The sequence below is a fragment of the Streptomyces sp. BE20 genome, assembly GCF_036322525.1.
GTDB lineage: Bacteria > Actinomycetota > Actinomycetes > Streptomycetales > Streptomycetaceae > Kitasatospora.
Genome location: NZ_JAQYWW010001119.1, coordinates 33076 through 46084 on the forward strand (window position 1 = coordinate 33076; position 13009 = coordinate 46084).

Sequence of the window (13009 nt, forward strand, 5' to 3'; positions counted from 1 at the left end):
TGTGGGAACGCCGGTACGACGGCGCGCCGAGGTGGGGAGCCGCGGCGCCGCGACTGGTTGGTAACAAGGTAGTGGCACCCTGTGCCACGCGTAAAGACACCGGGTGTCACGAATTTCCGGCGCGCCGCACCGGCGTTCGCGTGTCACTCGGCGGGCATGGGGGAGGGCCCGTACCGGCATGCCGGTACGGGCCCTCAATTACCTCGTTGACCTGCGGAAACTGCCTGGCCTCAGGCCCGCCGGGCGCCTTCCAGGGCGGCTCTGATCGAGTCCACCACCACCTCCAGCGGGGCGTCGGTGCGGGCCACTGTGATGAGGACCTCACCGCCGGGGCTGGCACTCAGTGCGCTGGCGACGGCCGCCTCCGACCCCACTCCGTTGGCACCGGGTGCCACCAGGGCCCCGCGCCGGCGCGCGCCCGGCGCGTTGGACGCCCAGAAGGTCCGCCGGGTCACCTCGAACGAGTGGTCCAGCTGCGCCTCCACGTCGCCCCGGCCGCCGGCCCTCAGCCAGCGCCGCAACACGTGGTTGTGGGCCGCGACGACGGCCGCCGCCGACACCTCGGCCAGCATCGAGTCGTCCTCGCCGCCGCGCTGCCAGCCCGCCGGGATCTCCTCGCCGGGGTCGAACCGACCCAGCAGGTACCGGGTGAACAGCCGCTCGTACCGCGCCACCACCGCGATCTCCCGCTCGCGCAGCGCGGGCACCTGACGGATCAACTGGTACCGGGCCACCGAGACCGCGGGGGTGGAGGCGTACATCCGCAGCACCTCCTTGATGCCCCGGCAGACCACGTCCAGCGGGTGCTCCTCGGGCTCCGCGCTGGCCAGCAGGTCGGCCACCCGGACCAGGGTGTCGTCGTGGTCCGGGAAGATCGCCTCCTCCTTGGACCGGAAGTAGCGGAAGAAGGTCCGCCGGGCCACCCCGGCCGCCGCCGCGATCTGGTCGACGGTGGTCTCCTCGTAGCCCTGCGAGGCGAACAGCTCCATGGCGGCGGTGGCCAGGTCCTGGCGCATCTGCTGCCGCTGCGCCGCCGCCCGGCGGCTGCCCGGGCCCCCTTCCTGCCCCGCCGGGCCGGCCGCCCGGGCGTCGCGCGGGAGGACGGACTGCTGCGGGGAGACTGCCTGAACCCGATCCATGGCCGGAACGCTACACGTCCCGGGGGCCGGAGCAGGGGGCCTTCCCCGGCGCACGGGGGCGACCGGGCCGGTCACGGCCGGTCTGGGCCAGCGGCCGGAGACGGCCCCCTGCCCCCAGGCGGACCGGTCCGGTCCGGGCGGCGGGTGCCCGGGCTGTCCGGGCTGCCCGTAGGACGGTTGCGTGGTCACCGGCGTGCGTGGTCGCGGAAGCCGCGGCCGGTCTTGCGGCCCAGACAGCCGGCCGCCACCAGGTGCTCCAGCAGCGGAGCCGCCGCCAGACCCGGCTCGCGGAACTCCTGGTGCAGGACCTGCTCGATGGTCAGCGAGACGTCCAGGCCGACCACGTCCAGCAGCTCGAACGGGCCCATCGGGTAGCCGCAGCCCAGCTTCATCGCGGTGTCGATGTCGTCCACCGTCGCGTAGTGCTCCTGCAGCATCCGCACCGCGTCGTTCAGGTAGGGGAAGAGCAGCGCGTTCACGATGAACCCGGCCCGGTCCCCGCACTCCACCGGGTGCTTGCGCACCTCGGCGCACAGCTCCAGCACGGTCGCGGTGACGTCCGGCGCGGTCAGCACCGTGGACACCACCTCGACCAGCTTCATGGCCGGCGCCGGGTTGAAGAAGTGCATCCCGATCACGTCCTGCGGCCGGGAGGTGGCCGAGGCGCAGCTGATCACCGGCAGCGAGGAGGTGGTGGTGGCGAGCACCGCACCCGGCTTGACGATCTTGTCCAGGGTGGCGAACAGCTCGCGCTTGACCGCCAGGTCCTCGGCCACCGCCTCGACCACCAGGTCCACCTCGGCCAGCTCGCCGTACTGCCCGACCGGCGTGACCAGCGCGAGCGCCGCGTCCCGCTGCTCCGCGCTCAGCCGGCCCCGGGTCACCGAACGCTCCAGCGACCGCGCCAGCTGCGCCTTGGCCTTGTCCGCCTTCTCCTGGCTGCGGGCGGCCAGCAGTACCGGGCGGCCCGCCTTGGCGAACACCTCGGCGATGCCGGTGGCCATCGTCCCCGAACCGCAGACGCCGACCGTGCGGACCGTCCGGCCCGGCACCTTCGGCAGCGCCGGACCGTCGGCCGCGTCGACCGGCCTGGAGGAGCCGGGCGCCGCGTAGGTGTAGAAGCCGCGGCCGCTCTTGCGGCCCAGCAGGCCCGCCGAGACCAGCTGGCCGAGGATCGGCGCGGGGGCGTGCAGCCGGTCCCGGGACTGCTCGTACATGGCCTCCAGGACGGTCCGGGCGGTGTCCACGCCGATCAGGTCGAGCAGCGCCAGCGGGCCCATCGGCAGGCCGCAGCCGAGCCGCATCGCGGCGTCGATGTCCTCCCGGGTGGCGTACTTGGACTCGTACATCGCGGCGGCCTGGTTCAGGTACGCGAAGAGCAGGCCGTTGACCACGAAGCCGGCCCGGTCGCCGGCGGCCACCGGCTCCTTGCCGAGGTCCCGGGCGAATCCGGCGGCGTCCTCGGCCACCTGCGGGGAGGTGAGCACGGTGCGGACCACCTCGACCAGCTTCATGGTGTGCACCGGGTTGAAGAAGTGCAGGCCGAGCACCCGCTCCGGGCGGGCCGTGGCGGCGGCGATCCGGGTCACCGAGAGCGCGGTGGTCCCGGTGGCCAGCACCGTCCCCGGCGGGCAGATCCGGTCCAGCTCGGCGAAGAGCTCCCGCTTCAGCTCCAGTTGCTCGGGCACCTCCTCGACGACCAGGTCGGCGTCGGCGGCGGCCTCCAGCGCGTGGCCCACCGAGATCAGGTCGAGCAGCGCGGTGCGCTCCTCGGGGGTGAGCCGCTCGCGGGTCACCGCGTACGCCGTGGCCTCCTGGATCCGGGCCAGTGCCCGGGCGGCCTGCTCCTCGTCGGCTTCGATGCCGATCACCCGGCGGCCGCTCCTGGCGACGGCGACCGCGACGCCGGCACCCATCGTGCCGAGGCCGACCACGGCGACCGTGGGAAAGGGACGCTCCATCTGTCCTGACTCCTTGTCATGGGAAGCCCGCGCGCGCTCCGGCGGACGCGCCGACGGAGGGGGGTCCGCGCGCGGGGGCTGGGGAGATGACGGTTGCGGCCACCGCGCAGCCGCCGGTCCGCTCCGGCGGTGCTGCGGGTGTGCCGTGGTACTCAGGCGCTCGGCGTGAAGGAAGCGACTCTGAAGCAGGGAAGAGAAAAGGAGGGAAACCCCGGCCTTCGTCCGCGATCCGCGAAAACGGCCGGTGGGTGAACACACCGTTCCGGTGCCGTCCGGTCCGCGCGGTCCCGCGCGCCGGTCGACGCCCCCGCCGGTGCGGCTCCCGAAGCCCGGCGGTGATGCGTGCCGACACTGTAACCGGGCTACTCGCAGGTAGGAAGGGGGTGGGAGCCGGTATTTCGCCGCCGGGACCGCGTCGCCGGAACGGGTGACGGAGGGGACGGACGTCCGTTCGGACCACTCGATAGGGGAATTACGCGAGGTGGTGGGGCCGGGCAGCATGGGGGCATGAGCACCGGAACCGTGACCGCGGGTCGTGGCGAGCCCGCCGCCGAGCAGGAGCCCGCCGCCGAGGACGCCGGCCGGCCGGCCGGCGTCGCGCTGCCGCCGAGGGCCGACCGGGCGGAGCGCGGGGAGCGCGCCCGCGCCGCGGTCGAGCGGCTGCGGGCCGCCGACGTCGACGCGGTGGCCGTCACCTGGGTGGACAACGCCGGCATCGCGCGGGTCAAGGCCGTGCCGTTGACCGGCCTGGTGCACGCCGCGCAGTGGGGCGTCGGCACGGCGCCCTGCTTCGACGTCTTCCTGGCCGACGACACCATCGTCTCCAGCCCGCTGACCGGCGGCCCCACCGGGGACCTGCGGCTCTACCCCGACGTCGACCGGCTCGTCCCGCTCGCCGCCCAGCCCGGCTGGGCCTGGGCACCGGGTGACCGGTACACCCAGGGCGGCGCCCCGCACCCGGGCTGTCAGCGGCTCTTCGCCCGCCGGGCGGTCGCGGCGGCGGCCGAGCGCGGCCTGGGTCTGAAGGCCGGGATCGAGATCGAGTGGGTCGTCGCGCTGGCCGGCCCGCCGGAGGAGGAGCCCCGGTACCCGACGGCCGGCGCCGCGTACGGCCTGCAGCGGCTCACCGACCTCTCCGGGTACCTGCGCGAGCTGCTCCGCGCCCTCGCCGAGCAGGGGCTGACCGTGCTCCAGATCCACCCCGAGTACGCGGCCGGCCAGTTCGAGGTCTCGGTCGCCCCCGAGGGCCCGGTCGAGGCCGCCGACACCTCGGTCCTGGTCCGGCAGACCGTCCGCGCCGTCTCGGCCCGGCACGGACTGCGGGTCTCCTTCGCCCCGGTGGTCGAGGCCGGCTCGGTCGGCAACGGCGGCCACCTCCACCTCAGCCTCTGGCGGGACGGCCGCAACCTCGCCCGCGGCGGGTCCGGCCCGCACGGGCTGACCGCCGAGGCCGAGGGCTTCCTCGCCGGGGTGCTCGGCGCGCTGCCCGAGCTGCTGGTGCTCGGCTCCTCCAGCCCGGCCGGCTACCTGCGGCTGGTCCCCTCGCACTGGGCCGGTGCCTACCGGTGCTGGGGCCTGGAGAACCGGGAGGCGGCGCTCCGGCTGGTGACCGGTTCCACCGGCGAGCGCTCCACCGCCGCCAACGCCGAGATCAAGTGCTTCGACGCCACCGCCAACCCCTACCTGGCGCTCGGCGGGGTGCTCGCCGCGGGCCTCGCCGGCCTCGACCGGGGGCTCACGCTGCCGCCGGAGGTCACCGGTGACCCGGCGCAGGCCGAGCCCGGCACGGTCCCCAGGCTCCCCGCCGGACCGGCCGAGGCGCTCGCCGCCTACCGGCGGTCGGCGGTGCTCCGGGAGGCGCTCGGCGAGCCGCTGTACGAGGCGGTGCTGGCGGTCCGTCTGGCCGAGAGCGAGCAGTACGCGGGCGCCACCCCCGAGCAGCTGGTGGCGGCGACCCGCTGGCGGTACTGACGGTGCCCCCGCCGGACGTCCCCGCGCTGGTCGACCACCACTGCCACAGCGTGCTGACGGCCGAGCTCGCCGACGAGGACCTGGCGGGGCTGCTCACCGAGTCCGACCGCCCGCCCGCGCCCGGCACCTCGCCGTTCGACAGCGCGCTCGGCCTCGCCGTCCGCCGCTGGTGTCCGCCCGCGCTCGGGCTGCCCGCGCACGCCCCGGCCGAGGAGTACCTGGCCCGCCGGCGGGAGCTGGGCGCGCCGGAGGCGACACGCCGGCTGCTGGCGGCGGCCGGGCTGGAGACCTGCCTGGTCGACACCGGGCTGACCGCCGCCGCAGGCCGTTCCCTGCTGCCGCTCGACGCGTTCGCCGAGGCGGCCGGCGTCCGGGTCCGTGAGGTGGTCCGGCTGGAGCGGATCGCCGAGGCCGTCGCGGGCCCGGCGGGTGGCTGGGCGCGGGCGGTGCGCGAGGCGCTGGCCGCGGCGGCGTCCGGCGCGGTCGCCGTGAAGTCCGTGCTGGCCTACCGGACCGGCCTGGCGGTGCCCGCCGAACGCCCCGGTCCGGCCGAGGTGGCGGCGGCCGCGGGGGAGTGGCTGCGGGCCGGGGGCGGCCGGCTGACCGACCGGGTGCTGCTGCACCACCTGCTCTGGACGGCGGTGGACGTCTGCGCCGACCTCGGCCTGCCGCTCCAGCTCCACACCGGCTTCGGTGATCCGGACCTCACCCTGCACCGGGCCGACCCGTCGCTGCTGGCGGGCTTCGTCCGGGCCGCCGAGCCGACGGGTGTCCCGCTGGTCCTGCTGCACGGCTACCCGTACCACCGGCAGGCCGCGTGGCTGGCGCACGTCTTCCCGCTCGTCCACACCGACCTCGGGCTGACCGCCTCCTACGTCGGCCCCCGGGTGGCGACGGTGCTCGGGGAGATGCTGGAGCTGGCGCCGTTCGGCAAGCTGCTGTTCTCGACCGACGCCTACGGCCTGCCGGAGCTGTACCTGGTCGGCGCGGCCCAGTTCCGGCACGGCCTGGGCACCCTGCTGGACGGCTGGCGGGCCGACGGCGCCTGCACCGCGGCCGACGCCGAGCGCCTCACCCGCCGGGTGGCCGCCGGCAACGCCCGACGGCTGTACGCGCTCTGAACGGCCGGCAGGGCGTGACGTCCGTCGCGCCGGTCCCGGACGGGCGGAGCCCGGGGCAGGGGTAACCGCGCCCGCCGCCCGGGGGTCGACGGACATGGCTGTGCCGAGCTCTCCCGTGGTGTCGATCAGGACCCGATGATCATGCCAGTCCGCGGCGGTCCATGACGGTTGTTCGAACAGAATCCTTCGTCACGCGGATCCGGTGCGGGCACGAAGGCCGGTTATTCACCGTATGGATTGACGAGGTGTCGCTCGCCCCGGAGCCGCAACCTTCGCAAGTGGCCGAACGGTGTCGATTAGATGACTACCCCTTGCGGATTACGACACATGTTCACTAGCGTCCCGATCATTCCAGTGCACCTGCCAACCGCAGTTGCATGACGACTCGGGAGGGCCAACCCCTATGAGTGTTCCTCGGATCAGCCGGACCCGGTTCGCGGCGGTGGGCGTCGTCCTCGCCACCGCCGGCGCCCTCGCGCTGCCGGCCGGCACCGCCTTCGCCGCCGGTGCGGAGTCGACGACCGGTCCGCTGCTCAGCTACGTCGTCAACACCAAGGCCAACCACGGCCAGGTGCAGAAGGTCGAGACCGCGGTCAAGACCCTCGGCGGCTCCGTCGTGTACTCCTACGAGCAGATCGGCGTGGTGATCGCCCGCTCGACCGACACCCAGTTCGCCGCGAAGCTGCGCAAGGCCAAGGGCGTCGAGTCGGTCGGTGCCAGCCGCACCAAGGGCATCACGGCCTCCGAGGACCGGACCGCGGAGGTCGCCGCCGCGCCGACCGCCGCTCCCGCCGCCGGCGAGGAGCCCTACTGGGCCAACCAGTGGGACATGCGTCAGATCGGTGTCGACAAGGCCCACAAGCTGTCCCTGGGCAGCCGCAACGTCACCGTCGGCGTCCTGGACTCCGGCATCGACGGTACCCACGAGGACCTCGCCGCGAACGTCGACGCCTCGAAGTCGGTCTCCTGCATCGACGGCGGCAAGCCGAACACCGCCTGGGACGCCTGGCAGCCCGGCGTGGACGGCGCCCACGGCACCCACGTGGCCGGCACCATCGCCGCCGCCAAGAACGGCAAGGGCATCGAGGGCATCGCCCCGAACGTCAAGCTGGCCGCGGTCAAGGTCGTCGACGACGGCGGCTTCATCTACCCGGAGTACGCCATCTGCGGCTTCGTCTGGGCCGGTGAGCACAAGTTCGAGGTCACGAACAACAGCTACTTCGTCGACCCGTGGATGTTCAACTGCCAGGAGGACGCCGACCAGGCGGCGATCACCACCGCCGTCCGCCGCGCCGTCGAGTTCTCGCAGCGCAAGGGCGTCCTCAACGTCGCCGCGGCGGGCAACGAGAACATCGACCTCGCCCACAAGACCAAGGACGTCGCGAGCCCGGACGACACCACGCCGGCCGAGCGCCCGATCAACCAGAACTGCCTCAACCTGCCGACCGAGCTGGACGGCGTCGTGACGGTCTCCTCGGTGGGCGTCAAGGGCGACAAGTCGTACTACTCCAGCTACGGCAAGAACAAGGTCACCGTCGCCGCCCCCGGTGGCGACCGGATCTACCAGATCCCGGACACCCCGGACAAGAACGGCCGCGTGCTGTCCACCATCCCGGGTGGCGGCTACGGCTACATGCAGGGCACCTCAATGGCCTCGCCGCACGCCGCCGGTGTGCTCGCCCTGCTGGCGAGCACCTTCCCGTGGGCCAGCCCGGAGGAGCTCACCGAGCTGATCACCAACCAGGCCGAGTCGCACGCCTGCCCGTCGGGCCCGTACAACCCGGGCGGCACCGGCGTCTGGGCCGCCACCTGCGAGGGCGGCGTGGACGACAACGGCTTCTACGGCGCCGGCATCATCAACGCCGAGAAGGCGGTCCAGTGGTGGCGCTGAGCAGCTGACACGCTGATCGGCCGCTGAACCCCCGACGGGGGCGGGACACCGGTCCCGCCCCCGTTCCGCGTGTCCGCGCCCGTTCCGCCCCCGTTCCGCGCCCGGGCGGCGTGCCGAGCCGTCCGGCCCGGCACGCCACCGGGCCGCTCACTCGACGTGCTGCTCCCAGGCGGTCTCCACCGAGGGCTTGCCGTGCAGGTCCGGGACGTCCTGGAGCCAGGCGGGCCGGCCGGCCCTGGTCCGGGCGGCCCGCCGCTGCTCGGTCTCGCGCAGCTGGTCGGGCGTGGCGAACCCCTCCGGCAGCCACTCCGCGGAGCGCGCGGCCCGGGCGGCCAGGTGTGCGACGTAGGCGCCGCGCAGCTCCGCCACCGAGTCGAAGCCGGGCTCGCCGGCCAGCCACTCGTCCGGGACGAGCGCCAGCACCTCCGCCAGCAGTCCGGCGGTGACCAGCGGCCCGAGCTCCTCGTCGGCGAGCCGGACGTCCGGCCGGTACCCGCCGAGGGCGTGCGCGCTCAGGTCGTACCGCTTGCCGACGGCGGACGCGGCGGCGGACCAGCGGTGGTGGAAGATCAGCGCGGCGCCGTTGTCGATCAACCAGAGGGCACCGTGCCAGACCATCAGGTTGGGGTTGTGCACGGTCCGGTCGACGTTGCCGGTCAGCGCGTCCAGCCAGACGACCCGCCCGGCCAGGACCGGGTCGACGTCGATCATGCCGGGCCTGAAGTCGCGGGCGCCGGGCAGCAGGTCCATGCCGAGGTTGATCCCGCGACTGGACCGCAGGATGTCCTGGATCTCGGCGTCCGGTTCGCCGTCGGCGACCGCCGGGTCGAAGTCGACGAGTCGCAGCTCGGGCACCGGCAGGCCGAGCCGCCGGGCCAGCTCGCCGACGATCACCTCGGCCACCAGCGCCTTGCGGCCCTGCGCGGCCCCGGAGAACTTGACCACGTAGGTGCCCAGGTCGTCGGTCTCCACGACACCGGGGACGGAACCGCCGGCCCGCAGGGGGTCGACATAGCGCACTGCTGTCACCTGATCGAGCACACCCGCCACCCTAATGCCCGCCCTCGGAGACCAGGGCGGCGGCCGGTGCGGCGGGGCTCCTGTGATTGGCTTGCCGGTGGCCCGGACGATCGCGCGCCACCGGGGACCACACGGACCGGACGGCCGCGGCACGCGCCGGGCGACTCCACCACACCGGACGACCTGACGAGGAGAGCACGACCATGGGACAGGTGCAGGCCACCACCGAGCGGGTCTACGACGCGGCCCCCGAGCGGGTGTACGAGGCGCTGGCCGACTACCAGGTGACCCGCCCCAAGCTGCTGCCCGAGCAGTACAGCGAGTACGAGGTCCGGGTCGGCGGCACGGGCGCGGGCACCCAGGTGCACTGGAAGCTGCAGGCCACCGAGAAGCGGATCCGCGACTGCCTGTTCACCGTCTCGGCGCCGCAGCCGGACCAGCTGGTGGAGCGGGACGCGAACTCCACCATGGTGATCACCTGGACCGTCTCGGCGGTCGGCGAGGGCCGGTCGAAGGTCACCGTCACGGCGTCCTGGCGGGGCGCGACCGGCATCGGCGGCTTCTTCGAGCGGACCTTCGCCCCGAAGGGCCTGAACCGGATCCACGACCAGGTGCTGGCCAACCTGGCCGCCGAGGTCCGCTGACGCCCGACCCGACCCCTCACGACCGGTCCCGGGCCGGCCCGTCACAACCCGCCCCGGGCCGTGACGGCCCCGGGTGCGACGGCCCGGGCCTGCTGAAACCGTCCTTCGGCTCGCTCGGGGTTTCGACCGGTCCGTCCACCCGTACGAGCGGAAAGCCGTACGGGTGGACGCCCGCCACGTGCGGGTGACGGCGGCCCCGCGGCACGGTGCGCCCACCCTAGGCTCGCCGCCGTGCATATGACGATCCTTCACATTTCGCAGCCCGTCGACGGCGGGGTCGCCCGCGTCGTCGTCGACCTCGTCCGGGGCCAGCGCGAGGCCGGTCACCGGGTGCTGGTCGCCTGTCCGCGCGGCGGCCGGCTGGCCGAGGAGGCCGGCGCGGTCGGCGCGCTGGTCCTGGACTGGCCGGCCCGGCGCTCGCCCGGCCCGGCCGTCGCCGCCGAGGCGTGGCGGCTGCGCCGGATCGTCCGGGCGGCCGCGCCCGACATGGTCCACCTGCACAGCGCCAAGGCCGGGCTGGCCGGCCGGCTCGCGGTCCGGGGCGCCGCGCCGACCGTCTTCCAGCCGCACGCCTGGTCGTTCGCCGCCGTGGACGGCGCGCTGGCCGCCGCGACCCTGCGCTGGGAGCGGTACGCGACCCGCTGGGCGCACCGGCTGCTCTGCGTCTCGGTCCAGGAGCGGGCCGACGGTGTCGCGGCGGGCCTGCACGCCGACTGGGCGGTGGTGCCCAACGGTGTCGACGTCCGCCACTACGCACCGGCCGAGCGCCGGGCCGCCCGGGTCATGCTCGGCCTGGAGCTGGATGCCCCGCTCGCGGTCTGCGTGGGCCGGCTCTGTCGCCAGAAGGGGCAGGACGTGCTGCTCGACGCCTGGCCGGAGGTGCAGCGCCGGGTGCCGTCGGCCCGACTGGCGCTGGTCGGCGGCGGGCCGGAGGAGGCCCGGCTGGCCGCCGTCGTCCGGGAGTCGGCCGAGCCGGCCCGGGTCCGGCTGGTCGGGGACGTCGCGGATCCGCGGCCGTGGCTCGCCGCGGCCGACCTGGTGGTGCTGCCCTCGCGCTGGGAGGGCATGGCGCTCGCCCCGCTGGAGGCGATGGCCTCCGGCCGTCCGGTGCTGCTGACCGACGTTCCGGGGGCCCGTGAATGCCTGCCGCCGGCCGAACGGAAGTCCGCTGTGGTGCCGCCGGAGGACGCCGCCGCGCTCGCCACCCGAATGGCCGAAGCATTGTCCGATCCGATCGAGTGCGAGCGACGCGGCGCACGCCTGCGTGAGCATGCGGCGGCTCGCCATGATGTTCGCTCGGTGGTCGAACAGGTGGACGCGCTCTACCGGGATCTCCTGGGGGCCGGTCCTGCGGCCGGGCGCCGCCGCGCCCGTGTCCCGCAGCGGATCTGATCGTTTCACATGCCGTGAATGCCCGCCGGTCCGGCGCTGTCGTATTCGCACCCTCAGCCGGTTGTGGGTGAGGCGTGAAATCAGAAATACCTATTAATGGGCGGCTGGAATGAAATGGCAAGTCGACTTCCAGCATTCCGGTCGGCGTTCGGTATTGTCTGATTTTGCCTGCTTCATTTCGATTTCACGCCGGGAATTCGCGAGAAATCCGAAAGCCGCCAGCGGTGGCAGGTGCAGTCAGGACCGCGCCCACCGGGTCGGGACGGCCGCCCCGGGCCAACCGGTGCCGGACCGCCGTCACCCCGGGCACACAGCAGGGGAGTTCGTGCGCTGATGACCATTGACCACGACAGCGTGCCACGGCCCGGCCGGCCCCTGTCCGGCCAGCGCAGGCCCGCCACCGGGCTGCTCGACCGCCCGGCAGGGACCGCCCGGACCCGCAGCGTCCCGGCGGCCAGGCGGCACCGCCGCCCGGTCCGCTCCCGGATCGCCCTGCCCGTCGCCCTGGTCGTCGTCGACGCCTTCGCCCTGTGCACCGCCACCGGGATCGCCAACCGCGCCCTCGACCCCGCCGTCCGGGTCGCGCCGCTGCTCGGCGTGGCCGCCCTGCTGCCGCTGCTGCTGCTCCTCAACCTGGCCGGCGGCCTGTACCGCAGCCGGCTCACCCTCTCCGTCCTCGACGAGCTGCCCGCGCTGACCGTCCGGGCCGTCGTCGCCACCGCCTTCGCCGTCACCCTGGCCGGCTGCCTCGAAGGCCACTGGCCCGACTCCGGTCCCGCCACCCCGGCCCGGCTGACCGTCCTGCTGGGTACCCAGCTGCTGCTCGCCGTCTGCGTCCGCGCGGTGCTCTACCACCTGGTCCGCCGGATCCGCCGCAGCCGCCCCAGCCCCGTGCTGGTGCTCGGCGCCGGCCGGCTCGGCCGGCGGGTCGCCGCCGCCCTCAGCGAGCGCGGCGAGTACGGGATGCGCCCGGTCGGCTTCCTCGACGCCGACCCGGCGCTGCTCGCAGGCGACACCGACCTGCCCGTCCTCGGCGGTCGTGAGGTCCTGGAGCGCGAGATCCGGCGCCACCGCGTCCACCACGTGGTCGCCACCGCCGGCGCCGCCGACGAGGCCGAGACCGCCGCCGCCCTGCGCGACGCCGCCCGGCTCGGCTGCCAGGTCTGGCTGGTCCCCGCCCTGCGCGAGTACGGATCGCTCGGCGCCGGACGGCTCGCCGGCGCCGACCACCTCTGGGGCTTCCCCTGTCTGCGCGTCGGGCGCGCGGCGATGCGCCGCCCCGGCTGGACCGCCAAGCGCACCCTGGACGTCACCGCCGCCGGGCTCGGCCTGCTGCTGCTCGCCCCCGTCCTCGTCCTCTGCGCGCTCGCGGTCCGCTTCGACACCGGCCCCGGCGTGCTCTTCCGCCAGCAGCGCACCGGCCTCGACGGACGGGTCTTCACCGTCCTCAAGTTCCGCACCCTGCGGCCCAGCAACGAGCACGAGTCCGCCACCCGCTGGAACATCTCCCAGGACCACCGGATGGGCGCCGTCGGCCGGCTGATGCGCCGCAGCTCCCTGGACGAGCTCCCGCAGCTCTGGAACGTCCTGCGCGGCGACATGAGCCTGGTCGGCCCGCGCCCCGAGCGCCCCTACTTCGTCATGCGGTTCAGCCAGGCCTACCCCGAGTACGCGGACCGCCACCGCGTCCCGGTCGGCCTCACCGGCCTCGCCCAGGTCAACGGCCTGCGCGGGGACACCTCGATCGAGGACCGGGCCCGCTTCGACAACCGCTACATCGAGAGCTGGAGCCTCTGGCAGGACGTCAAGATCCTGTGCCGCACTGCGGTCCTGATGCTCCACCCGGACGGGAGCTGACCCAGCGTGGCCC

Annotated in this window: 9 protein-coding genes; 6 read left to right on the forward strand and 3 right to left on the reverse strand. The window is 74.4% G+C overall.

Translation table 11 applies throughout. The features are described from left to right. Window positions 1-230: 230 nt before the first annotated feature. Together PUR61_RS34140 and PUR61_RS34145 are read right to left on the reverse strand one after the other, a co-directional pair. Window positions 231-1139, reverse strand: a complete 909-nt coding sequence (locus PUR61_RS34140) for a TetR family transcriptional regulator (protein ID WP_329883405.1) — start codon at window positions 1137-1139, stop codon at window positions 231-233. Between the two features lie 185 nt (window positions 1140-1324). After that, window positions 1325-3100, reverse strand: a complete 1776-nt coding sequence (locus PUR61_RS34145) for a 3-hydroxyacyl-CoA dehydrogenase family protein (RefSeq protein ID WP_329883406.1) — start codon at window positions 3098-3100, stop codon at window positions 1325-1327. 507 nt (window positions 3101-3607) lie between these two features. On the opposite strand from PUR61_RS34145, the gene PUR61_RS34150 reads away from it, so the two are divergent. The 3 genes from PUR61_RS34150 (at window position 3608) to PUR61_RS34160 (ending at window position 8083) form a co-directional block, all read left to right on the forward strand. After that, a complete protein-coding gene (locus PUR61_RS34150) occupies window positions 3608-5071 on the forward strand; it encodes a glutamine synthetase family protein (RefSeq protein WP_329883407.1) in 1464 nt (487 codons plus the stop codon). Window positions 5072-5073: 2 nt separating this feature from the next. Beyond that, entirely contained in the window at window positions 5074-6192 is a 1119-nt protein-coding gene (locus PUR61_RS34155; protein WP_329883408.1) for an amidohydrolase family protein, read from the forward strand. A gap of 403 nt (window positions 6193-6595) precedes the next feature. Beyond that, window positions 6596-8083: a S8 family peptidase gene (locus PUR61_RS34160; protein ID WP_329883409.1), complete on the forward strand. Its 1488-nt coding sequence runs from the start codon at window positions 6596-6598 to the stop codon at window positions 8081-8083. Between the two features lie 147 nt (window positions 8084-8230). Here PUR61_RS34160 and PUR61_RS34165 read toward each other — a convergent pair whose 3' ends face one another. Beyond that, entirely contained in the window at window positions 8231-9124 is an 894-nt protein-coding gene (locus PUR61_RS34165; protein ID WP_329883410.1) for a HipA family kinase, read from the reverse strand. Window positions 9125-9306: 182 nt separating this feature from the next. Between PUR61_RS34165 and PUR61_RS34170 the strand changes: the two genes are divergently transcribed. The 3 genes from PUR61_RS34170 to PUR61_RS34180 all read left to right on the forward strand — a co-directional run bounded on the left by PUR61_RS34170 (window position 9307) and on the right by PUR61_RS34180 (window position 12996). Next, window positions 9307-9747 carry an SRPBCC family protein gene (locus tag PUR61_RS34170; RefSeq protein ID WP_329883411.1) on the forward strand — a complete coding sequence of 147 codons (441 nt, stop codon included), beginning with the start codon at window positions 9307-9309 and terminating at the stop codon, window positions 9745-9747. A 237-nt stretch (window positions 9748-9984) separates the two neighbouring features. Continuing rightward, on the forward strand, window positions 9985-11139 hold the full coding sequence (locus tag PUR61_RS34175) for a glycosyltransferase (RefSeq protein ID WP_329883412.1): 1155 nt from the start codon (window positions 9985-9987) through the stop codon (window positions 11137-11139). Between the two features lie 333 nt (window positions 11140-11472). Beyond that, window positions 11473-12996 carry a sugar transferase gene (locus tag PUR61_RS34180; protein WP_329883413.1) on the forward strand — a complete coding sequence of 508 codons (1524 nt, stop codon included), beginning with the start codon at window positions 11473-11475 and terminating at the stop codon, window positions 12994-12996. The last annotated feature ends 13 nt before the right edge of the window (window positions 12997-13009 follow it).